The organism is Pseudactinotalea sp. HY158 (assembly GCF_009660225.1).
Lineage (GTDB): Bacteria > Actinomycetota > Actinomycetes > Actinomycetales > Beutenbergiaceae > HY158.
The window spans coordinates 2,337,664-2,361,176 of record NZ_CP045920.1; the positions used below are offsets into that span (position 1 = coordinate 2,337,664).

The 23,513-nt window shown below is 72.5% G+C and carries 13 protein-coding genes and 1 pseudogene; 6 read left to right on the forward strand and 8 right to left on the reverse strand.

All coding sequences use genetic code 11. The annotated features are described in order from the left end of the window. Positions 1-2: 2 nt before the first annotated feature. Positions 3-869, forward strand: a complete 867-nt coding sequence (locus tag GCE65_RS10315) for a carbohydrate ABC transporter permease (protein WP_152818460.1) — start codon at positions 3-5, stop codon at positions 867-869. Beyond that, complete coding sequence (locus GCE65_RS10320) at positions 866-1,726, forward strand: carbohydrate ABC transporter permease (RefSeq protein WP_152818351.1); 861 nt, start codon at positions 866-868, stop codon at positions 1,724-1,726. Before GCE65_RS10315 ends, GCE65_RS10320 begins: the two co-directional genes overlap by 4 nt. A 214-nt stretch (positions 1,727-1,940) precedes the next feature. On the opposite strand, the gene GCE65_RS16630 is transcribed toward GCE65_RS10320, so the two are convergent. After that, the gene (locus tag GCE65_RS16630) at positions 1,941-2,762 is read right to left on the reverse strand and encodes a RecX family transcriptional regulator (RefSeq protein ID WP_228759895.1); all 822 of its coding nucleotides are present in this window, start codon (positions 2,760-2,762) and stop codon (positions 1,941-1,943) included. Further along, positions 2,762-3,814, reverse strand: a complete 1,053-nt coding sequence (gene recA, locus GCE65_RS10330) for a recombinase RecA (RefSeq protein WP_152818352.1) — start codon at positions 3,812-3,814, stop codon at positions 2,762-2,764. The genes GCE65_RS16630 and recA overlap by 1 nt, the downstream gene beginning before the upstream one ends. Before the next feature lie 398 nt (positions 3,815-4,212). Between recA and GCE65_RS10335 the strand changes: the two genes are divergently transcribed. After that, positions 4,213-6,759, forward strand: coding sequence for an alpha/beta fold hydrolase (locus GCE65_RS10335; RefSeq protein WP_153878328.1), 2,547 nt, complete (start codon positions 4,213-4,215; stop codon positions 6,757-6,759). Between the two features lie 72 nt (positions 6,760-6,831). Here GCE65_RS10335 and GCE65_RS10340 read toward each other — a convergent pair whose 3' ends face one another. Both GCE65_RS10340 and GCE65_RS10345 read right to left on the reverse strand, forming a co-directional pair. Beyond that, the gene (locus GCE65_RS10340) at positions 6,832-7,053 is read right to left on the reverse strand and encodes a DUF3046 domain-containing protein (protein ID WP_153878329.1); all 222 of its coding nucleotides are present in this window, start codon (positions 7,051-7,053) and stop codon (positions 6,832-6,834) included. 248 nt (positions 7,054-7,301) lie between these two features. After that, complete coding sequence (locus GCE65_RS10345; protein ID WP_153878330.1) at positions 7,302-11,222, reverse strand: alpha-L-fucosidase; 3,921 nt, start codon at positions 11,220-11,222, stop codon at positions 7,302-7,304. 220 nt (positions 11,223-11,442) lie between these two features. On the opposite strand from GCE65_RS10345, the pseudogene GCE65_RS16635 reads away from it, so the two are divergent. Beyond that, a pseudogene (locus GCE65_RS16635) lies at positions 11,443-16,488 on the forward strand (DEAD/DEAH box helicase). Next, positions 16,481-17,293, forward strand: a complete 813-nt coding sequence (locus tag GCE65_RS10360) for an Fpg/Nei family DNA glycosylase (protein ID WP_153878333.1) — start codon at positions 16,481-16,483, stop codon at positions 17,291-17,293. Before GCE65_RS16635 ends, GCE65_RS10360 begins: the two are co-directional and overlap by 8 nt. A 189-nt stretch (positions 17,294-17,482) precedes the next feature. On the opposite strand, the gene GCE65_RS10365 is transcribed toward GCE65_RS10360, so the two are convergent. The 3 genes from GCE65_RS10365 to pgsA all read right to left on the reverse strand — a co-directional run bounded on the left by GCE65_RS10365 (position 17,483) and on the right by pgsA (position 19,147). Next, complete coding sequence (locus tag GCE65_RS10365) at positions 17,483-17,782, reverse strand: helix-turn-helix domain-containing protein (RefSeq protein WP_152818357.1); 300 nt, start codon at positions 17,780-17,782, stop codon at positions 17,483-17,485. Between the two features lie 296 nt (positions 17,783-18,078). Continuing rightward, positions 18,079-18,561, reverse strand: a complete 483-nt coding sequence (locus tag GCE65_RS10370; RefSeq protein WP_153878334.1) for a CinA family protein — start codon at positions 18,559-18,561, stop codon at positions 18,079-18,081. Further along, positions 18,545-19,147, reverse strand: a complete 603-nt coding sequence (gene pgsA / locus GCE65_RS10375; RefSeq protein WP_153878335.1) for a CDP-diacylglycerol--glycerol-3-phosphate 3-phosphatidyltransferase — start codon at positions 19,145-19,147, stop codon at positions 18,545-18,547. The genes GCE65_RS10370 and pgsA overlap by 17 nt, the downstream gene beginning before the upstream one ends. Positions 19,148-19,230: 83 nt before the next feature. On the opposite strand from pgsA, the gene GCE65_RS10380 reads away from it, so the two are divergent. Then, complete coding sequence (locus tag GCE65_RS10380) at positions 19,231-20,571, forward strand: CapA family protein (protein WP_194928674.1); 1,341 nt, start codon at positions 19,231-19,233, stop codon at positions 20,569-20,571. A gap of 207 nt (positions 20,572-20,778) precedes the next feature. Here GCE65_RS10380 and GCE65_RS10385 read toward each other — a convergent pair whose 3' ends face one another. Further along, positions 20,779-23,490, reverse strand: coding sequence for a DNA translocase FtsK 4TM domain-containing protein (locus tag GCE65_RS10385; protein WP_370460107.1), 2,712 nt, complete (start codon positions 23,488-23,490; stop codon positions 20,779-20,781). Positions 23,491-23,513 lie beyond the last annotated feature (23 nt).

Consider the following 23,513-nt stretch of genomic DNA (forward strand, 5'->3'; position numbering starts at 1 on the left):
TGATGCTCGCCCCATCGATCCTGCTGCTCGGAGTCTTCGTCTACGGCTTCATAGCGATCAACTTCAATACGTCCTTCACGGACAACCACACCTCCGCGCAGGCGGCCGGCGGCAAGCCGGTGAGCTGGGTCGGGTTCCGCAACTATCTCGACCTGTTCGCCGATCCCGACTTCCAGCACTCGCTGCGCAACCTCGTGGTGTTCACGGTCGTCTTCCTCGTGGGCACGATGGTCATCGGCTTCCTGTGGGCCTGGCTGCTCGAGCGCCCGACCAAGGGTGAGGGCGTCTTCCGCTCGATCTACCTGTTCCCGATGGCCGTCTCCTTCATCGCCTCCGGTGTCGTGTGGCGCTGGCTCCTCAACTCCAACCAGGGCGAGCACGCCAGCGGCCTCAACCGGCTCTTCCAGATGGTCGGCCTCGACTTCCTCCAGAACCCCTGGTGGAACAACATCTCGTGGGGCGTGGCGGCGATCGCCCTGCCCGCCGTCTGGCAGCTCTCGGGCTACGTCATGGCGCTCTTCCTCGCCGGTTTCCGCGGCGTCCCCGACGAGCTGCGCGAGGCCGGACGCATGGACGGCGCCAGCGAGTGGCAGGTCTACCGCCACGTCGTGTTCCCGCAGCTGACGCCGGTGGCCCTCTCGGCCCTCATCATCATCGGACACATGTCGCTCAAGTCCTTCGACCTGATCATGGCGATCTCGAAGGCCTCGAACTACCAGACCAAGGTCCCCGCAGTCGACATGTACATCTTCAAGTCGAACTACGACTTCGCCAACGCGGCGGCGGTCGGCGGCATCCTGCTGGTCATCGTCGCGATCCTCGTCGTGCCCTACCTGATCTACACGAGCAAAGAGGAGGGCGCCCGATGACCACCGCGACCATGCCCCTGCGCACCACGTCGACCTCCCGCTTCCGCCCCGCCCGCACGCTGCGATACCTGGCGCTCTACTTCGGGCTCGTCCTCGTGCTCATCCCCGTCTACGTGCTCCTCGTGACCAGCTTCAAGAGCGGCGTCGAGGCCACCGCCACGAATGCGTGGACCCTGCCCCAGAACTGGACCCTCGAGAACTGGGCCAAGGCGTGGGACACCCTCTCCCCCTCGATGTGGCGCAGCGTCCAGTTCGTCATCCCGCAGGCGATCGTCGCGGCCTTCCTCGGATCGCTCAACGGCTTCGTGCTGAGCCGCTGGCGCTTCCGCGGCGCGAACATCGTGTTCACGCTCATCCTGTTCGGGATGTTCATCCCCTACCAGGCCGTGATCATCCCGCTCAACCAGCTCCTCCTCGGGCTCAACGTGCCCTCGGGCGTGCCCTCCCTGCTGCTGCTGCACATCGTCTACGGCATCCCGATCTGCACGCTCATCTTCCGCAACTACTACGAGTCCGTTCCGAACGAACTCATCGAGGCGGCACGCGTGGACGGCGCGGGCATGTTCCGTACCTACGCCTCGGTCGTGCTCCCGATCTCGATCCCGAGCTTCGTGGTCGTGCTCATCTGGCAGTTCACCTCCGCCTGGAACGACTTCCTCTTCGCGGTGTTCTTCTCGACCGCCGCGAATGGGCCCGTCACCCTCGCCCTGAACAACCTCGCCAACGGCGCACAGCTCCAGGACTACGGCGCATCCATGGCGGGCGCACTCCTCGCCTCGCTGCCGACCCTCGTGGTCTACATCCTGCTCGGAAAGTACTTCGTCGGCGGACTCATGTCCGGCTCCGTCAAGGGCTGACCCCGCCAGGTCGGTGCGCCGCCAGGTCGGCACCGACCACAGGCCACAGGGGCCCGGATCGCCGATGCGATCCGGGCCCCTGTGGTCTATCCGTGGTCTACGCGTACCCTGCCCGTGCTCTGCCCATGCTCTGCCCGTGGCCTGCCCCTGGTCTGCCCGTGGCCTGCCCGTGGCCTGCCCGTGACCTGCCCGTGACCAGCAGAGCAGACCGGGCTCAGTAGCGGTTGAGCCCCTCGGCGGCCAGTGCCTCGTCGACGACGGAGACCGCCACGGCCGCGGCGTAGCCGCGCCGGGCGAGCAGCGCATAGAGCCGTTGCCGGCGCTTGGCCGGCTCGACCTCGCCCATCGAGCGGATCCGCCGGGCGATCAGGTCGCGCGCGGCGGCGCGCTCGTCGCCGGAATCGATCTGGTCGAGCGCGGCGTCGGCCGGTGGGCCGGTGATCCCCTTGCGGCGTAGTTCCTGCGCGAGGGCGGGGCGCGCGAGGCCGCGCTCCCGGTACCGGGTGCGCACGAGCATCGCCGCGTACTCGGCGTCGTCGATGAGTCCGACCTGCTCGAAGCGGTCGAGCAGCTCGGTCACGATCGGCTCCGGGACGTCTCGGGCGGTCATGGCCTGGGCCAGCTGGTGGCGGGAGCGCGCCGAGAAGGACAGCTGCTGAAGGGCGATCTCGCGGGCGCGTTCACGCTCCTCCTCCGCAGCCGGCTCGCCGGCGGGATCGGGTGCCGACCGGCCAGTGGGCACCGGCCCGCCGGCGGGTGCCGGCCGGCCGGCGGGTACCGACTCGGGTGCGGGTTCCGATCCCGGCGATGCCGGCTCGGGCGACGCCGCCGCCTCACCTGTGCCGGCGGCGGGCTCGGAGGCCTGCCACAGGTCGCTGGAGGCGGCGGCCGCGTGGTCGGCGAGCATCGTGCGCAGCTGCGCGATCGTGTCGGCGGTCGCCTCGGCGCTCGCCGGATCCCGCGGCAGGTCCCCGGCCGGGGGCGGGTCGTCCGCGGCTGAGGTCGGATCGTCCGCAGCCGGGTCTGTGCCCGCCATCAGAAGTCGACGGGTACCGGGGCGACCTCGTTCTCCGCGGCCGTGTCCGCGGCGGCACCGATACCGAGCTTGGCCTTGATCTTCTCCTCGATCTCGATCGCGAGGTCGGGGTTGTCGCGCAGGAAGTTCCTGGCGTTCTCCTTGCCCTGGCCGAGCTGATCGCCCTCGTAGGTGTACCAGGATCCGGACTTGCGAACGATGCCGTTCTCGACGCCGAGGTCGATGAGTCCGCCCTCGCGGGAGATCCCCAGCCCGTAGACGATGTCGAACTCGGCCTGCTTGAACGGCGGCGCCATCTTGTTCTTCACGATCTTCGCGCGGGTGCGGTTGCCGACCGCGTTCGTGCCGTCCTTGAGGGTCTCGATCCGGCGCACGTCGATGCGGACCGAGGCGTAGAACTTGAGGGCCTTGCCGCCCGTGGTGGTCTCCGGGCTGCCGAAGAAGACGCCGATCTTCTCACGGAGCTGGTTGATGAAGATCGCCGTGGTGCCCGAGGCCGAGAGTGCGCCGGTGATCTTGCGCAGCGCCTGCGACATGAGCCGGGCCTGGAGACCGACGTGGGAATCGCCCATCTCCCCCTCGATCTCGGCCTTGGGCACGAGCGCGGCGACCGAGTCGATCACCACGACGTCGAGCGCCCCGGAACGGATGAGCATGTCCATGATCTCGAGGGCCTGTTCCCCCGTGTCGGGCTGGGAGACGAGGAGCGCATCGGTGTCGACGCCGAGCTTCTTGGCGTACTCCGGATCGAGTGCGTGCTCGGCGTCGATGAAGGCCGCGATCCCGCCGGCCCGTTGGGCGTTGGCGACGGCGTGCAGCGCCACGGTGGTCTTACCGGAGGACTCCGGACCGTAGATCTCGACGACCCGGCCTCGGGGGAGGCCGCCGGTGCCGAGGGCGACGTCGAGGGCGATCGACCCGGTGGGGATCACCGCGACGCGGGGGCGGGTGTCGTCGCCCAGGCGCATGATCGAGCCCTTGCCGAACTGGCGGTCGATCTGGCCGAGGGCGGCCTCGAGTGCCTTCTCGCGATCTGCCTTGGGAGCAGCCATAACGGTGCCTCTTTCTCATTCGGGCGCCCCGTCCGGGTCGCCGCTGCGGGTATGGAACTGGTCTGTTCAGGCCATTGCGCCCTCTCCGAGCGCGATACCTGGGAGGCTATGCCCGACCACCGACATCCGCCGCAGCACCGACCCGAACTGTGGACGGAGCCGCGTCGTCCTCACAGTCCACAGCCTAACCGCACGGACGTTCGAATGCGAGGATCCGACACGCCGGGATACGGGCACCACCCGTCGGGTTCTGCACCCATCGAGCACCATGAGCCCGCTACCCTCGGAGTGTCGCACCGATGCGACGACCCTCCGGGGTGCCCACGAGAAGATGATGAGGTCAGCTCACGATGCCACGATGGGGACAACGCACAGCCGTTCTCAGTGCCGCCGCACTGGTGGCGACCCTCCTGACGGCCGGGCCGGCGGCCGCCGATCCGCTACCACCGCCACCGCTACCCGAGCCGGACGGCGCTCTGATCCCCGGACCCGCGGGCGACCTGCTCGCCCCCGATGCGAGCTCCGACGAGGTCGAACGGGTGATCCGGTCGTTCGCCGCACGCGCGAGCGCTCCGCTCCCCTCGGCCCTTCCCGTTCCGGACCCGACCGACTTCGAGGCGATCGTGCCCGATCCCCAGGGGTACGGCATCGCCCCGGCGGCGGAGCGATTCGCCACCGGAGACGACGAGTACACGATCCCGCGGCCGGCTCCGGGCGGCGAGGGCGCCGGCACCGTGCCGGACGGGCTCGAGGAGTTCTACGACCAGCAGGTCGTGTGGGGCTCCTGCGCGGGCTTCGGCGCCACCGGCGGGGCCGACGAGTGCGCCTACGTCATCGCCCCCCTCGACTACGCCGACCCGGGCGGGGACACGATCGCCCTCGCGGTCGCCCGCGCGAACGCGACCGGCGAGAGCCGAGGGGCCGTGTTCACCGACCCGGGCGGCCCGGGCAGCCCAGGCCTGGCGCTCGCCGGCAGTGGGATGTTCGCGGGCCTGGCCGAGGACTTCGACACGGTCGGGATCGACCCGCGCGGCGTCGGTGCCTCCGTTCCGATGATCCGCTGCCAGTCGAACGACGCCTGGGACCGGCAACGGGAGGGGTCCGACGGCCTGGCTGCGAGCGAACTCAACGCCATCCTGGAGTACAACACCGACGAGTGCTACGAGAACACCGGCGCGCCGTTCGGGATCGACGGCCGTGCCCTCATCGGCGCCTCGGGAACCGTGAACGTCGTCAAGGATCTCGACCTGCTGCGCAGCGTCCTCGGCGACGACAAGCTCAACTACATCGGCTTCTCCTACGGCACGTCGATCGGCTACGAGTACGCCCGCCAGTTCCCGGACAACATCCGCGCGATGGTGATCGACGGCGTCGTCAATGTGCTCGAGAACAACCCCGACGAGCTCGCGAAATACTCCGAGTACGCGAAGTCGATCGGGCAGGACGGCGCGACCGCTCAGATCGCGGGCTTCCAGGCGACGTTCGAGCAGTTCCTCGCCTGGTGCGCGGGCATGGAGGGCCAGGAGGTCGTCGTCGACGAAGCGGGCACCACCGAGACGTTCGAGTGCGCCCTGTATCAGGGCACCGACGACGTCCCGGACGGAGCAACGCCCGACAACACGGTTCCCGCCCTGCTCGAGCGGTACCGCGACATCGCCCGGGCGGCCTGGGGCGCCCAGACGTATTCCAGCTCGATCGGGGGCCCGCGGCCGCTGAGCTTCGCGGACTTCAACCAGGGCACGCTCATGGCGATGTACACCGAGGCCTACTGGGGCTACCTCAACTCCGGCCTGCTCGAGGCGACCGACGCCGTCGAGGGCAACGAGGACTGGATGATGATCCTCTCGGACGCGTATGCGGGCCGTGGCCCCGACGGCTCCTACTCGCTCGACCTGGCCGCGTTCCCGTCGATCTGGTGCACCGACGCCGGCACCCCGCCGGGCTACAACGAGGACACGGCCGGCATCATCGCCGACCTCGAGGGCTACTATGCGGCGGCGCCGTTCACCGATCCCCGCACGAACGGCCATCCCGAGCGCGGAATGGCGCCCGTCGAGGACTGGTGCACCTACTACGAGGAACAGTTCACGCTGCCCGCCGGCGAGACCCTCGAGGCGATGCCGAACGTGCTGGTCGTCTCCACCACGTACGACTCGGCGACACCGTACGACAACGGCGTGGTGGCCGCCGCCGCGATGGGCGCCACGCTCCTCACGGTGGCCGGCTACAGCCACACCTCCTACGGCGGCTCCGAGTGCGCCACGCAGATCGCGAACGCCTACGTCGACACCCTCGTGGTGCCGGCGGACATACCGGGCGCGGAGGGCGTGCCGACCAAGGACGTGCACTCGAACGTGATCACCGGCGACGAATGCATGGTGGACGCCCGGTTCCGGCCCACGCCGGAACTGATCACCGGCGACGTCGAGGCCGGGGACACGACCGCCTTCGATGTGACCGGCCTCGTGCGTGGCACCGCCTACACGGCGACGACGGAGTTCGGCTCGGCCACGTTCACCACGGACGAGCACGGTCGCGCCGTCGTGGCCGTCGATGTCCCCGCGGACGCGACGGCGGGGACGTACGAGGTGCGCGTCGTCCCCGCCGATCCGGAGGCGAACGACCCGACGGTCCGCGCCGACGCCACCTTCGAGGTCATCGCTGCCCAGCCGAGCCCGTCCCCGACCGACACCGGCGAGCCCTCCCCCTCGGACACCGGCGGGCCGTCCCCGACCGACACGGGCGGGCCGGATGCCTCGGATAGTCCGGACGGCGCAGATGCTTCGCACGGCACGGACACTTCGGACGGGGCGACGCCGCCGGGAGACCTGGCCACGACCGGGGCACCCGGCGGCCAGGCGGGCGGCCTCATCGGCCTCGGGGCGCTCCTGCTGGCAGCCGGTGCCGCAGTCGTGCTGGCGCGCAGGCGACACCTGGCGGCCTGACGGCCGGCCGGTCCAGGAGAACGGCGAGGGCGCCGGTGCGGGTCATCGCACCGGCGCCCTCGCCGTGTGGTCTCAGGCGCGGCGGTGACCCCGCCGATGCGGGAAACGCTGCGCCTCGCCCAGGTCGAGGGCGTCGCACATCGCATCCCAGACGCGTTGGGGTGCGGCGCCGTCCGCGAGCGCCTCATCGGGCGTGCGCCCGCCGAGCGCAGAGAGCACGAGATCCGCGCGCACGCTCGCGCCGTAGCTGCCGAACGTGGCCTCCACGGCGCCGGCGAACTCCGAGTGCTTCACGCCCCCAGGGTAACGACTCTCCCACCGGTGTCCGGGCACGGCTCGTGGCCGGACACCGCACCTCCCGGGGCGACCTGGGTGGCCTCAAGCCGATCAGGTCGTGTCCAGACCACCCAGCTCCAAGCCCGTACGGAGCTGGGTGACCTCAAGCCGACCACGTCGTGTCCAGACCACCCAGCTCCAGCCCACGACGGACGTGGGTGCACTCAAGCCGACCACGTCGTGTCGAGAGCACCCAGGTCGCACCGTCAGCGACGGGCGGCTCGCCGGGTCAGCAGGGCCGCCGCCCCGAGGAGCAGAGCCAAGGCCCCGGCGACCAGGCCGATCGGCGCAGCGCCCGTGCTCGGCAGGGCCCCGGTGGGAGTGCCCCCGGAGCCCGGGTTCGCACCCGCGTCCGAGGCGCCGGAGGCGCCCACGTTCGCGTCATCGGCACCGTCGGAACCGTCGCCCGACCCCGAGCCGGGGCCAGATCCCTCGGCGTCCGCGTCCTCGTCGCTGCCGGCGCCTGCGTCGGAGCCATCGGTGCCATCGGGCCCGTCCGAACCGCTGTCAGAACCGTCGGCACCACCGGCACTGCCGGCACTGCCGTCGGAACCATCAGAACCGTCCGACCCGCCGTCAGAACCAGCATCCGAAGCACCGGAGCCGTCCGAACCATCGGAACCGCCATCGGAGCCGTCCGAACCATCGGAACCGCCATCGGAGCCATCCGAACCATCGGAACCGCCATCGGAGCCATCCGAACCATCGGAGCCACCATCGGAGCCGTCCGAACCGCCGGAGCCGCCGTCGGAGCCATCCGACCCGCCGTCCGATCCGTCGCCGCCGGTCTCGAGGTCGAGTACCCAGCCCTGCGCGGTGAGCGGGCCGAAGACGTCGGCGGCCGTTCGATCCCCGAAGGTGGGCGCCCCGTCCCCGTCGGCCACGGTCACGGTGATCGGGGCGTCATCGGTGCCGTAGCCCCAGAAGGGCACGTCGGCGTCCTCCGCCGTTCCACCGTGGAGCACGACACTCGCACCGGGGGCGAGCTCCGCGCGCCGGAACTGCTCGAGGTGGTTGAACGGCCGCTCGGCGGAACCGTCGCCGGCCACCGGAGCGCTCGGGTCGAGGTGCACCTCGGTCAGCTTGCCCGGATCGGCGTCGAGACGCTCCCACAGGTTGATCGAGGCGAGGGCGACCGGGCCGCGCGCCCGGGTGATCGTGATCCGGAACTCCTGGGCGGTCACGGGCTCGTCCAGGTCGATGATCCGCTGCACGCCGACGACCCCGGCGCTGCCGACCTCGGTCCAGGCGCCGTCGATCCGGGCGTCGACGCGCACGCCCTCGACGACCTGCCCGCCGCGGAGCGCATCCTCGCTCAGGCCAACGTAGTCGACCCGCTCCGGCGCGCCCAGGTCGAGGGTGACCTCGGGGGTGTCGTCGCCGCTGAGCCAGGAGCTGCGGGAGTTGCCGTCGGTGATGGCCGCCGTCGCCTCGCCGTCCGCGCTCGCCTGCACGCCGAGGGCGTGGTCGAGGGTGAACGAGCGGCGCCGCTCCGCCGCGAAGTCCGCGAGGGCGTCCTCGGAGGCGGGTGCGAAGGTGCCGGTGGTCGTCGGCGGCGTGTTGAGGAGCATGAGCGAGTTGCGGCCCGTCGTCTCCAGGTAGTGCCCGAGCAGGGCCTGGCCGCTCTTCGGCGCGTCGTTCGGGTGCGCGAACCATCCCTGGGTCAGCTTCATGTCGGCCTCGGTGGGCCACCAGTGCAGGGCGTCGGCGCCGGCGCGCGCGGCCGCCTCGATCTGGGCGCGTGATCCGAGCGCCTGGTCCATGTTGCCGCTCGTTCCCACGAGGCCGATCTTGCCGCCGTCCGCCGGGTTCGAGATGGGCACGACGGCCCATTCGTCGTTCCGCGCCCATCCGGCCTCGGTCCCGACCCAGCGCACGTCCCGGCCGCCGACGGCCACGACGGCGTCCGGCTGGAGCTCGCCGATCATGTCGTAGAACGCCGGGTAGTCGTAGGTCTCGTGCTTGGCGGTGTTGCCCTGGGCGCCGTCGAACCACACCTCGTCGATGGGGCCGTACTGGGTGAGCACCTCGTAGAGCGTGTTGAGGAAGTACTCGCCGTAGTCGGTCGCCTCGTACGTGAAGGTGGGCAGGTCCTCGCCGGCGCGGTCGTCGCCCTCGACGAGGGTCGGGATGGTCCGTTCCGTCGTGGCCGACCCGTTGCCGAAGGTGCCCTCGATCTCCTGATTCGAGTCGGCCGGCGACATGTAGACCCCGACCTGCATTCCGTACGTGTGGGCCGCGGTCACGAAGTCGCGCAGGATGTCGCCCTCTCCGTTTTGCCACGGGGTCGAGGCCACCGAGTAGTCGCTGTAGCGCGAGGGGAAGGAGAGGAAGCCGTCGTGGTGCTTGACCACGAGGATCGCGAGGCGATGCCCGGTGTCGCGCAGGGTCTGGACCCACTGGTCCACGTCGAGCTCACCGGTCGGGTCGAAGCGGGCCGGGTCCTCGGTGCCGTGGCCCCATTCCTGGTTGTAGAACGTGTTGATGCCGAAGTGGATGAACGCGGTGAGCCCGAGTTCCTGCCAGTCGAGCTGCTCGGTGGTCGGGCGCACGAGGTTCGCCTTGCCGATGATGTTCTCGGCGCATTCGTTCGGGCCGACCGAGATGTAGTTGCCGGGTTCGAGGTCGTCGATCGGGTCGCACACGGTCGCGTCGAGCTGCTGGTAGGTGAACGCGCGGCCCTCGAACGGGCCGGTGAGCAGCGCGAATCGCACGCGCTCGATCTCGCCGGCGAAGGCACGCTCCGGAGCCTGTCCGGCGAATTCGTTGCCGACGGCGAGCGTCGCCTCGGCGCCGCTACTGCGTGTGGACGGCGCAGGCGCGCTCACCTGCGGAAGTTCGTCGCCGTCGAGCCACGCGACGAGCGTGACGCCGTCCGCATCCGTGTCGTAGGCGAGGGAGAGCACGTGGCTTTCGCCCGCGGCCGGGGCGGGCACGTCCTGCACGTAGTCCTGCCAGGAGCCGCTCGCGTTCGAGGAGAAGCCGTAACGGAACCGGCCGTTCTGGAAGCGTGCGAAGAAGTTGCCGCCGACGGCGAGCACCGTGCCGAGCTCGGCCTGCTCCCCGTTCGGCGTGAACTCGATCTCGGTCACGAAGCCGGCGTCGAGCGCGGTGGCCCCGAACGGGTCCTCGGTCGCGGTGAAGTCGGCGCCGTGGGTCGGCGCGGAGGTGACCAGTGCGCCGCCGGAGATCTGGGTTCCCGAGCGCACGGCGAGGGCGCCGTCAAGCACGTCGCCCGCCGCGGGCTCGTACTCGGTACCGGCGAGGGTCCCGTCGAAGCCGAGGTCGAGCAGGTCCGTGGCGAGGGGGGTGGGCTGGAACTCGAACGGCTCGTCGGCGTCCGAGTCGCCGACGACCCGCACCCGCGACAGGGTTCCGGCGATGCCGCGGTCGCCGCCGGCGGGGTGGACCTCGTTGCCGAACCCGAAGGTGTCGACGAGGGCGGCGTTGACGGCCACCTGGCCGTCCGCGGTGACCGTCGGCAGCGGCTCACCGTCGAGCCAGAGCTCGAGGGTGGCCGAGCCGGCACCGTCGGCCTCGTAGCGCACGGAGAGGGCGTGCTCCTCCCCGATGGCGGGCAGGTCCGCCTGGTTGCGGTGCTTGGACCAACCGCCGCCGGGGTTCTGCGAGTCGAAGCCGTAGGCGAGCCGGCCGTTCTCCGAGCGCACGAACAGGTTTCCGCCCGCGGAGAGCACGGTGGACATGTCGCCCCAGCCGGCGGGCGTGAACTCGACCTCGGCCACGAAGCCGGTCGTGCCGGCGTTGCCCGCGCCGCCGGTCAGCGTGAAGTCGGCGGCCTCGAACGCGATGCCCTGGGCGCCGCCGTCGAGCCGGACTCCCCCGGTCGCGAGCTGCTCCTCCGCGCCGTCGATCCGGTGGACGACGCCGCGCATCCGTTCCTCGCCCTGGGTCGTGTAGCCCGTCGTGTCGACGAGCGAGCCGGCGAAGCCGATGTTCAGGTCGTCGGTCGGGGCCGCGCTCGCCGGTCCGATGGCCGCGAAGCTCGTCATCGCGGCGAGGAGGCCGAGGGCTCCGGTCGCCGCGACGAATGTCCCGCCGCGACGCCGACGTCGCGGGCGTCCCTGGTGGGCCGATCGCATCGGTGCGGGCCTGTCGCAGTGATTCATGTGCACTCCATCGTGAGTCGAGCAGCGGGTCGCCACGACGGCACCCCACCCGCAGACATCTGATGTTAACGCCTTGTGCTCACGATGTCACACGCACCGTCAGGTTCGATCACGTCCGGCGGCGAGGTCATCTGTGCGGGCACGCATCGGCGTGTGAGAACGTGCGTCGGAGGGATCGCGCACCCGTGCGAATGTCGGAGGCTGTCGGCACAATGGGTGCGTGAACTCCTCGGATGCGCTGGCCGGGTTCAGCCCGGTCGCCCGTGCCTGGTTCACCGGTGCGTTCCCGGAGCCCACCCCGGCCCAGGCGGGCACGTGGGAGGCCGTCTCCTCGGGCGATCACGCGCTCGTCGTCGCCCCGACGGGCTCGGGCAAGACCCTCGCGGCATTCTTCTGGGCGCTCGACCGGCTCGCCACGGAGCCGACGCCCGAGCCGGCGCTGCGATGCCGCGTGCTGTACGTCTCGCCGCTCAAGGCGCTCGCGGCGGACATCGAGCGCAACCTCCGGGCGCCGCTGGCGGGGATGCGCGCGCTCGGCCCCGCGACCGGCGCGGCGGGAGACCTCCGCGTCGGGGTCCGCACCGGCGACACCCCCGCCTCCGAACGGCGCTCGATGGCCACGCGGCCGCCGGACATCCTCATCACCACGCCAGAGTCCCTGTTCCTCATGCTCACCTCCGGGGCGCGGGCGGGGTTGCGCGGGGTGCGCACCGTCATCGTCGACGAGATCCACGTGCTCGCCGGCACGAAGCGGGGCGCCCACCTGGCCCTCTCCCTCGAGCGGCTCGACCTCCTGCTCGAGCGGCCGGCGCAGCGGATCGGGCTGTCGGCCACGGTGCGCCCGCCGGGCGACGTGGCCGCCTTCCTCGCCGGCCACCGCGACCGGGCCGACGGCGGCCGGGACGTCCGCGTGATCGCGCCCGGTCAGGGGCCGCAGGTGGAGATCGACATCGCCGTTCCGGTCCCCGACCTGACCGACCTCGCCGCCGCGCCGACGACCGGGCCACCGACCGGCCGGGCGATCGGCCCGGCGATCGGCCCGGCGATCGGCCCGGCGATCGGCCCGGTGATCGGCCCGGTGATCGGCCAAGACTCGGGCCCGGGCGCCGACCTGAGTGGTGACGCGGCCGGCGCCCGGCGCGAACCCGGGTCGATCTGGCCGCATGTCACCTCCCGGCTCGTCGACCTCATCACCGCACACCGGTCCACGATCGTGTTCGCGAACTCCCGGCGCGGCGCCGAACGTCTCACGGCCCGCATCAACGAGGAGGCGGCCGCGCGGGCGGGCGTGGGCGACGTCGACGCGGGCGCGGCGGGCTCAGCGGGCTCGACGGGCTCGGCGGGCTCGACCTGGGCGGCCCAGCTCCCCGGCCAGGCGGGCACGGCTCTCCCGGTCCCCGCGGCCCGCGTGTTGGCCCGCGCCCACCACGGGTCGATGAGCCGCAGCGAACGGACCGCGATCGAGACCGCCCTGAAGCAGGGCACCCTGCCCGCGGTCGTGGCCACGAGTTCCCTCGAGCTCGGGATCGACATGGGCAGCGTCGACCTCGTGGTGCAGGTCGGGGCGCCCCCGAGCGTGGCGAGCACGCTCCAGCGGATCGGTCGGGCCGGGCACCAGGTGGGTGAGGCCTCCCGCGGGGTCGTCATCCCGACCCACCGCGGCGAGCTGCTCGCCGCGGCCACCACCTGCCTGCGTGCCCGCGCCGGCCTGATCGAACGCAGTCACGTGCTGAGCAACCCGCTCGACGTGCTCGCCCAGCACATCGTCGCGATCACCGCCCTCGACCCCGTGACGATGTCCGAGCTGGCCGAGCTCGCGCGCCGGGCCGACCCGTTCCACACCCTGACCGAGGCGACCCTCGTCGCCGTCGTGGACATGCTCTCGGGCAGGTACCCGAGCGAGGAGTTCGCCGAACTGCGACCGCGCGTGGTGTGGGACCGGGTGAGCGATACGCTCACCGGCCGGCCGGGCGCGCAGCGGCTCGCGACCACGAGCGGCGGGACGATCCCGGACCGGGGGCTCTACGGGGTCTACGTCGCCGGCGAGGGCGGCGCCGCGGCCCGGGGCGGCAAGCGGGTGGGTGAACTCGACGAGGAGATGGTCTACGAGTCGCGCGCCGGCGACACGTTCACCCTCGGGTCCTCGACGTGGCGGATCGAGGAGATCACCCCGGACCGCGTGCTCGTCTCCCCCGCCCCCGGGCTGCCGGGCCGGCTGCCGTTCTGGCGCGGCGACTCCCCGGCCCGCCCCGCGGAGCTGGGCCGGGCCCTCGGCGAGCGGCTGGCGGAGCTGGAGGAGGCCGACTTCGATCCCGCCGCGATCGCCGGCTGGGGGCTGGACGAGTGGGCGAGTGCGAACCTGCTCGCCTACCTGCGCGAGCAGCGGGCGAGCGCGACGAGGCTGGCCACCCACGAGGTGCTCGTGGTGGAGCGGTTCCGCGACGAGCTGGGCGATTGGCGGATCGTCATCCACTCCCCCTGGGGCGCTCAGGTTCACGCGCCGTGGGCGATCGTGCTCGCGGCCCGGCTGCGCGAGCGGTTCGGGGACGTGGCGGCGATGCACACCGACGACGGGATCGTGCTGCGGCTGCCGGACACCGAGGAGGCGATCGACCCGTTCGACCCGCTCGCCCTCCCGACCGGCACCGATGTGGGCGCGGATGACTCGGGCGGCCTCAGTGGCCCGGGCGGCCCAGGTAGACCGGGAGGCGGGGCACGGGTCGAGCTGGAGGAGCTGCTGCTCGAGCCGGAGGAGGTCCGCTCGCTCGTGGTCGACGCGCTCGGCGGGTCGGCCCATTTCGCGGCCCGGTTCCGCGAGGCCGCCGCCCGCTCCCTGCTGTTGCCGCGGCGGCGTCCGGATCGGCGCCGGCCCCTGTGGCAGCAGCGGCAGCGCGCGGCCCAGCTGCTGGCCGTGGCGGCCGGATTCCCGCAGTTCCCGGTCATGCTCGAGGCGGTCCGGGAGTGCCTGAGTGACGACTTCGACGTCGCCGCGCTCGTCGAGCTCATGACGGCGGTGCGGCAGCGCCGGGTCCGGGTCGTCGAGGTCGAGACCGCCGCGCCCTCACCGTTCGCGAAGTCGCTGCTGTTCGGGTACGTGGCCCAGTTCGTCTACGACGGCGACGCCCCGCTCGCCGAGCGTCGCGCGGCGGCCCTCACCCTCGACCCGGGCCTGCTCTCCGACCTGCTCGGTGACGGGTTCGGCGGCCCCGGCGGCCTGGCCGACCTGCTCGATCCGGAGGCGATCGCCTCGGTCGAGGCGGAGGTGGGGCTGCGCACCGAGGCGTGGCGGATCACCTCCGCCGAGCAGCTCGTCGACGTGCTCCGGCTCGCCGGGCCGGAGCGGGGACGGCCTGGCGCAGCGGGCCGCGGAGCCCGGGGGCGTGCCCGCCTGGCTGGACGACCTCGAGCGGTCGCGGCGCGTCCTGCGGGTGCGCGTCGCCGGCCGGGAGGCGTGGGCGGTGATCGAGGACGCCGCCCGGTTGCGTGACGGGCTCGGCGTCGCCCTCCCGCCGGGGGTGCCCGAGCCGTTCACGCGGGCGAATCCCGAGGCGCTGCTCGAGCTGGTGCGCCGGTTCGCTCGCACCCACGGCCCGTTCCGCGGGGGCGAGGTGGCCGCGGCGTACGGGATCGGGCTCGGCGCGGTCATGGCGGCGCTGGCGGCCCTCGTGGCCGCCGGCTCCCTGACGAGCGGCGACCTGCGTCGCCGAGCGCCGGCGCCCGCCGCGCCCGGATGCCCGGCCCGGACTACTGCGACGTCGACGTGCTTCGCCGGATCCGCCGGCGCTCCCTCGCGGCGCTGCGGGCCGACGTCGAGCCCGTGCCGCCGGAGGTGTTCGCGGGTTTCCTCCCGGGCTGGCACGAGGTCGGCCGGCTGCGGGGCGTCGACGGCGTGGCGGCCGCGGTCGAGACCCTCGCCGGCACCCCGGTGGCGGCGAGCGCGCTGGAGTCGCTCGTGCTCCCGGCGCGGGTGGTCGACTACCGGCCCGAGTACCTCGACGAGCTGACCACGAGCGGGGAGGTCGTCTGGATCGGGGCCGGGGCGAGTGCCACGGGCCTGGAAGGCTGGGTCGCGCTCGTCCCGGCCGACGCGGTGGCCGATCTCGCACCCGATCGGCGGGTCGAGATCACCGAGCTCTCGCAGCCGGCCCGGTGGATTCTCGAGATCTTCGCCGCCCGGCCGGCCGGAGTCGGCCGATTCGCCCGCGAACTGGCGCCCGAGGTCGCGGCACGGGCGGGCGCGACGGCGCCGCCGCTCCCCCCGCCGACGCCGGCCGAGTTCGCGGAGGCGATCTGGGAGCTCGCGTGGGCCGGCTTCCTGAGCAACGACTCCCTCGCGCCGCTGCGCGCCCGCCTCGGCGGGTCCGCCCATCCGGCCACCCTGGCCGCTCCGGCCACCCGTGCCACCCGGGCCACTCGGGCACCGCGGGCCCGCTCCGGGCTGCGATCGATGCGGGCCCGCCGGCGGATCGACGCCCCGTCGACCACCGCGCCGCACCTGAGCGGACGCTGGTCGCTCGTTCCGGGCGCGGGCGAGGCCACCGCCCGGATCCTCGGCCGCTCGCTCGCGCTGGTGGACCGGGACGGGGTGGTGCTGCGCGGCTCGGTGCCCGAGGGACTGCCCGGCGGTTTCGGGTCGGTCTACCGGGTGCTCGCCCGCGCGGAGGAGTCGGGGCAGGTGCGGCGTGGATACTTCGTCGAGGGTCTCGGCGCCGCGCAGTTCGCGCTGCCCGAGGCGGTCGAACGCCTCCGCGCCGCCGCCGCCCCGGCGCCCGGCCCGCCGTCCGGGCTCGTGCTCGCCGCCACGGACCCGGCGCAGGCCTACGGCGCCGCGCTCGCCTGGCCCGAGGCATGCGGCCCGGGCGGCCACCGTCCGGGCCGGAAGATCGGCGCGTGCGTCGCCCTCGTGGCCGGCCGGCTCGTGTTCTACCTCGAGCGCGGCGGCCGCTCCCTGCTGACGTTCACCACGGAGCCGGGTGTACTGGCGATCGCCGCCGACGCGCTCGCCGAGGCGATCCGCGCGGGCCGGCTGGGCCGGATCACCCTCACCACGATCGACGGCGCGGCCGCCCTGACCGGCGCGGCCGCCACCGCCGCGCTCCGGGGCGCCGGGTTCGTGCCGCATCCGCGCGGGCTGCGGCTGCGGGGGGCCATGAGCAGGCCGGAATCGGTGTCCCCCGCGGCCGAGACGACGGCCGCGAGCGGCCCGGGCGCGGGATCGGGGCCCGGATCGGGACTGGAGTCGGCGGGCGGGTGCGTCGATGCCTGAGGGGGACGTGCTGCGGCGGGTCGCGCGCCGGCTGGAGGAGGCGCTGGCCGGCCGGGTGCTCGTTCGCGGGGAGCTGCGCTGGCCCACCCTGGGCGCGAGGGATCTCGCCGGGGCGGGCGTGACCGAATGCGTGAGCTACGGCAAGCACCTGCTCCTCCGGCTCGACGACGGCCGCACGCTCCACACTCATCTGCGCATGGACGGCAGCTGGCACGTGCGCCGCACCGCCGACCCACCCCAGCGCCTCGGGAACGCCGATATCCGGGTGGTCCTGGCGAATGCGCGCTGGACCTGCATCGGCACGCTGCTCGGGATGTGCGACCTCGTGCCCACCGCCGGTGAGGGATCCCTGCTCGGGCACCTCGGCCCGGACCTGCTCGACCCACGCGTCGACCTCGCCGACGTCGCTCGGCGGGCGCGCCGGGAGGGTGACCGCCCGATCGGGGAGGTGCTGCTCGACCAGCGCGTCGCGGCCGGGATCGGCACGATCTACCTGGCCGAGTCGTTGTGGGTGTGCCGGATCAACCCGTGGCGTCCGGTCTCGGCCGTGCCCGGGCTCGACCGCCTCTATGCGACGGCGGCGGCCCTCATGCGCCGCAGCGCCGATGCACCGGCCCTCACCGCGACCGGGAGCACGCGGCCCGGGGAGATGACCCATGTGCACGGCCGGGCCGGGCGCCCGTGCCGGCGGTGCGGCGCACCGATCGCGGTGGCCGGGGTCCGGCCGTCGACCGTCGCCGCCGAGGCCGCTCGCGCGCTGCCGGACCGGCCCGGCTACTACTGCCCCGCCTGCCAGCCGGACTGACTGCCGGACTGACTGCCGGCACGCGCGACCCGGGTCCCCCGACCCGACCACGGCACTTCCAGCCCACCCAGCTCACGCAAAGCCTCCGGCCGGCCGGCTCAGCACACCCCGGCCCGCCGGCGTGCTCGTGACACACGCCGGCCCGCCGGCTGGGCCGGCGGGCCGAGGTGCTGTTCGATGCTGCCGGTTCTAGACGGCGGCGAGTTCGTCGCGTTCGGTCAGGTCCGCGGGGATCGTGTCCGGGATCGCGATGCCCTCGATGAGGGCGACCCGGTCGGACACCTCTCGGAGCACGAGCGAGAGCGGGATGTCCAGCGCCGAGCTGATCGAGTACAACAGTTCGGAGGAGGCCTCCTTCTGGCCGCGTTCCACTTCCGAAAGATATCCCAGTGAGACCTGAGCCGAGGAGGAGACCTCGCGTAGTGTGCGCCCTTGACGCTGGCGGACACCACGGAGAACGTCGCCGATCTGGTGGCGAAGCACGATCATGGTGGGTTCCTCCTTCCGGGTGAGTGACTGCTTGGTACTACCGTACCGTGCACCACCGACGGCCGGTGCATCTGTCGGGCGGATCGTTGCGGAGGTGAGACCGTCCCGCCTGCCGAGGATCCGGGCGGGCGACCGCCGGGCATGGGCGGGAGAGTGTCGGGCCGGGCGCTGCGGGCTGGTCGTCAGGTCATTCGAGTTCATCACCCGGCACAACACGCCGCCGGAGTCGTTTGTTCCCGGCTCCCTGTGCCCGCTCCCGGCGTTCAGTCCGCCCTCAGTCCGCCCGCGGCCGGCCCTCAGCCGGCAAGGTGCTCGAGCGCGAGGTCGAGCGCGGCGAGGCTCGCCTGCTCCCTGATCTGATCGCGGTCGCCGCTGAACGAGAACCCCTCGAGCCGCTCACCGGTGTCGTCGCACACGGCCACGTAGACGGTGCCCACGGGCTTGCCGTCGTGCGCTCCCGGCCCGGCCACCCCGGTCGTCGCGAGACCGACGTCGGCCCCGGTGACCCGGCGTGCCCCGGCCGCCATCGCGAGCGCGACCCGGGAGTCGACACTGCCGTGGTCGGCGAGCAGGCGGGCCGGCACCCCGAGCAGGGCGATCTTCATCTCGTTCGTGTAGGAGACGATTCCCCCGAGCAGCACGCGCGAGGCGCCCGGCTGGGACACGAGGGCGGCCGTGACGGCCCCGCCGGTGAGGGACTCGGCCACCGCGAGGCTCACCCCCCGCTCGCGGGCGAGGTGGACCAGCCGGGCCGAGGCGATGTCAGTCGCGGATGCCACGGGTCGTTCGCCGAGCCTTGACCAGGTAGTCGATGCCGGTGAGCACCGTGAGCACGAGCGCGAGATAGATGACGATCTGGCCGAGCAGCACGATCCAGTCGCCGATCCGTGCCCCGACGAGGTCCGCCCAGGGAACGAGCAGCACGCAGATCCCGGCGATCTGCAGCACCATCTTGAGACGGCCGCCGGCGCTGGCGGAGATCACCTCGTGGGAGACCATGAGCAGCTTGAGCAGCGTGATTCCGACCTCGCGTACGAGGATGACGATCGTCACCCACCATGGGATCGCATCGAGCCAGGAGAGCAGGATGAACGCGGCCCCGGTGAGGAACTTGTCGGCGATCGTGTCGGCGAGGGTGCCGAACGCCGTCACCTTGTTGTACTTGCGGGCGAGGTGGCCGTCATAGCGATCGGTGAGCGAGGCGAGCACGAACACCCCGAACGCCCACAGCCGCGCGGCGATGGTCTGCTGCACGAGCAGCACGATGAAGACCGGCACGAGCGCGACGCGCGCGAGCGTGAGGATATTGGGCAGGTTCCACACAAAGCTCACCCGCGGGGCGGCGTCGTCATTCGTTGTCCTCACCTCACCAGCCTATCGGTCGCGCGCGGCGATGGCCCCGCCCACCCCGCGGGCCTCGGGCCGGGGCCGCCGCCTACACTGTGCGGGTGCCCGCACACTCCACGCCGCCGACCACTCGCCGTCCCGCCCGATGGCTGTTGCTCACGTGCCTGGCGATCCTCGTCGCCCTCGTCACCGCGACGGCGACCTGGCAGCCCTGGAACGACGCCGACGGTCCCGGCGGCCTCACCGGTGCGGCGCCAAGTGAGGGGGCGTCCCCCACCGACGCGCCGAGCGAGGGGGCGTCGTCCCCGACCGAGACCCCGAGCCCCACACCCGCGCCGGATGCCGTGTTCACGATCGGCGCGGTCGGCGACGTGCTCCCGCACGACACGCCGATCCGGGTTGCGCACACCGGCGGCGACGACTACGACTTCACGCCGATGCTCGAGGCGACCCGCGAGTGGAGCGAGGGGGTCGACCTGGCGCTGTGCAACATGGAGGTGCCGCTGTCGATGCCCGGGGAGCGCCCGAGCGGCTACCCGCTGTTCGGGGCGCCGATGCAGATCGTCGCGAATCTGGCCGGCCTCGGTTGGGACGGCTGCGCCACCGCCACCAATCACACGATCGACCGCGGCGCGGACAACGCGATGTACACCCTCGACGTGTTCGACTCCGAGGGCCTCGGGCACGCGGGCAGCGCCCGCTCGGCCCAGGAGGCGGCCACCCCCCAGTACTACGACCTGGAGCGGGCCGGCCAGCAGATCCGGGTCGCGCAGATCGCGGCGACCTACGGCACGAACGGGCTGCCGATCCCACCCGACCAGCCCTGGCTCGTCACCCTCCTCGACGCCGACCAGTTGATCGCCCAGGCTGAGACGGCCCGCGAGAACGGCGCCGACCTCGTCGTGGCGAGCCTCCACTGGGGCCTGGAGTATCAGCTCCGGCAGAACCCCGAGCAGGAGGCGCTCACCGAGAAGCTCGCCGCCTCCGGCGCGATCGACCTGATCATCGGGAACCACCCGCACGTGCCCCAGCCGATGGCCAAGCTCCCGGGAGGCCCCGGCGGCGACGGGATGTGGGTCGCCTATTCCCTGGGGAACTTCATCTCGAATCAGGATTCGAACTGCTGCATCCCCGAGACCGCTACGGGGCTGTTCATGACGGCGACCGTGACCAAGCCCGCGGACGGCCCGGCGCGGGTCACCGGCATGGAGTGGACGCCGATGACCGTCGACCGGCTCGGGAACCAGCGGGCCTATCCCCTGCCCGGACTCCTCGAGGGCGAGGCCCCTGCGGCACTCACCCTCTCCCGCGCGACCCTCGAGGACCGGATGGCCCGGGTGGAGTCGATCATGGAGAACTCCGCCGGCGCGGACTTCCCGCTGCTCACCACGCCGCCCGAGCCGACCGGCGAGCCGCCCGTCGTCGTGCCGCGCGCCGGCTGAGGTCGGTCGGGCGGGCGCAGCCGGGGTGGACTCCGGCGCGCGCCCCGATCTCCGTGCAGGCGGTCCCGCCCGCGCCGCCGCACCCGGTGAACACGGCGCACAGCGTGGCGGCCGCCGCGAGGGCGGCCAGGCTCGGGAGGATGCGGCGCACGGCCTCGACGATAGCCCGCCGACGCGCTGAGCGCGGGTGCTCGGACCTCCGGGCCCTCAGCGGCCCGTCAACTCCCAGGCGTCCTCGGACTCGGCGCCCTCCTCGTCCTCCCAATCGTCGTCGCCGTAGGCGTCGCCGCCGCTGTCCGGGTCGTGGGCATCCCGGGCACCATCGCCGGGCGGGGTCTCCCCCCGCAGCAGGGCGAGCACGCCGGGCAGGTCCTCGGGGGTCACGAGCACGTCGCGGGCCTTCGAGCCCTCGGAGGGGCCGACGATCTCGCGGGACTCGAGCAGGTCCATGAGCCGGCCGGCCTTGGCGAAGCCGACCCGCAGCTTGCGCTGGAGCATCGAGGTGGAACCGAACTGGGAGGTGACCACGAGCTCGGCCGCCTGCAGCAGCACGTCGAGGTCGTCGCCGATGTCCTCGTCGATCTGCTTCTTCGCGGCGGTGGGCACGACGTCGTCGCGGTAGACCGGCTGAAGCTGGGACTTGACGTGCTCGACCACGCCGTGGATCTCCGACTCCCCGACCCAGGCGCCCTGCACCCGCATCGGCTTCGAGGCGCCCATGGGCAGGAACAGCGCGTCGCCCTGGCCGATGAGCTTCTCGGCGCCGGGCTGGTCGAGCACGACCCGGGAGTCCGCGAGCGAACTCGTGGCGAACGCGAGCCGGGAGGGCACGTTCGCCTTGATGAGCCCGGTCACGACGTCCACGGACGGGCGCTGGGTCGCGAGCACGAGGTGGATCCCGGCGGCCCGCGCGAGCTGGGTGATCCGCTGGATCGAGGCCTCGACGTCGCGCGGGGCGACCATCATGAGGTCGGCGAGCTCGTCGACGATCACGAGCAGGTACGGATACGGGGCGATCTTGCGCTCGCTGCCGGGCAGCGGCTGGACCTTGCCCGAACGCACGCCGGCGTTGAAGTCGTCGATGTGCTTGTAGCCGTACGCGGCCAGGTCGTCGTAGCGCAGGTCCATCTCGCGCACGACCCATTCGAGCGCCTCGGCCGCCTTCTTCGGGTTCGTGATGATCGGCGTGATCAGGTGCGGGATGCCCTCGTAGATCGTCAGTTCCACCCGCTTGGGGTCGACGAGCACCATCCGCACCTCCTCCGGGGTCGTGCGCATGAGGATCGAGGTGATCATCGAGTTGACGAAGCTCGACTTGCCCGAGCCGGTCGCCCCGGCCACGAGCAGGTGCGGCATCTTCGACAGGTTCGCCACGACGTAGCCGCCCTCGACGTCCTTGCCCACGCCGACCACGAGCGGGTGCTCGTTCCGGCGCGCGACCGAGGAGCGCAGCACGTCACCGAGCACGACGGTCTCGCGGTCGGTGTTGGGGATCTCGATCCCGATCGCCTTCTTGCCGGGGATGGGCGAGAGGATGCGCACGTCGGCGCTCGCCACGGCGTAGGCGATGTTCTTGGTCAGGGCGGTGATCCGCTCGACCTTGACCCCGGGGCCGAGCTCGACCTCGTAGCGGGTGACCGTGGGGCCGCGGGTGAAGCCGGTGACCTCGGCGTCGACCGAGAACTCCGTGAACACGGTGGTGAGCGCCTCGACCACGCGGTCGTTCGCCGCCGAGCGCAGCTTGTGCGGGGGCCCGCTCACGAGCATCTCGTCGGTGGGGAGGTTGTAGATGAGGTCGGGGGCGAGTTCGAGCTGCTCTGCCCGCGCCGGCAGCGGCTCGGTCGGCGGGGCGCTCAGGTTCTCGGTCTCGACCGCCTCGGACCCGTCCGCCCCGAGGAGCGTGGTCGCGTCCGGGTCCATGACCTTCGTGTGCCCGGCCCCGCCGGTCGCGCCGGTCGCCCCGGTCGCATGGTCGTGTTCCTCGTAGACGTCGTACACGTCGTCCGGGTGGGACGGGTCTCCGGACGGGTCGGCCACCTCGCCCTCGGCTGCCACGTCGTGGGGGTGGGCGAACGCCTCGTCGCCGGCTCGGGCCGCGCCCGTCGATCGAGGACGACGTCGCTTGCCTCTCGCTGCGGGCGCGCCGTCACGCGTGGCCGGTGTGGGCGCGTGCGGGTCACTCGGGTCGCTCGGGTCACCGGAGTGGTCGGACCCCGCGGCGCCGGCGGGCTCCCTGCCCTGGACCCAGTCGCCGAACTGGCGCAGCCGGCGCGGGATCGCCGCGACGGGCGTGGCGGTGGTCACGAGGATCCCGAAGGTCCCGAGCAGCACGAGCACGGGCACCGCGACCCAGGTGGACAGCAGCATCGAGAGCGGATTGGCCACGGCCAGGCCGAGGAGTCCTCCGGCGGCGAAGACCGCGTCCCATTCCGTGGGCGTGGGCAGGCCGGAGCCGACGGCGATGAGACCGCAGATCGCGGTCGTGAGCGCGAGCAGTCCGATCGTGATGCGCACGTTCACGTGCCCACGGTCGGGATGGCGCATGAGCCGGACCGCCATGAACACGAGCAGCGCCGGAACGATGACCGCGAGGATGCCGACGGCGCCCGCCACGGCCGCGTGGATCACGTCGCCGGCGGCCCCGGAGATCCCGAACCACTCCCGCACCGCGACGACGATCGCGAGGGCGAGGATGAGGAAGGCGAGGCCGTCCCGGCGATGTGCGGGATCCAAGTTGCGTGCTCCTGTTCCGATACTGCGGGCCGTGCCGCCGATCAGGTGCGCGATGCCCAGCCACGTGCCCTTGACCATCCGCACGGGCAGCGACGGCTCCTCCGGCTCCGGTTCGGGCCGGCGAGCGGGTGGGCGACCGGCCGGCTTGCTACCGCGGCCGGAGGTCGGCTTCGTGCGGGGTGCCATGAGTCTCTTCCTCCTACCGGGCG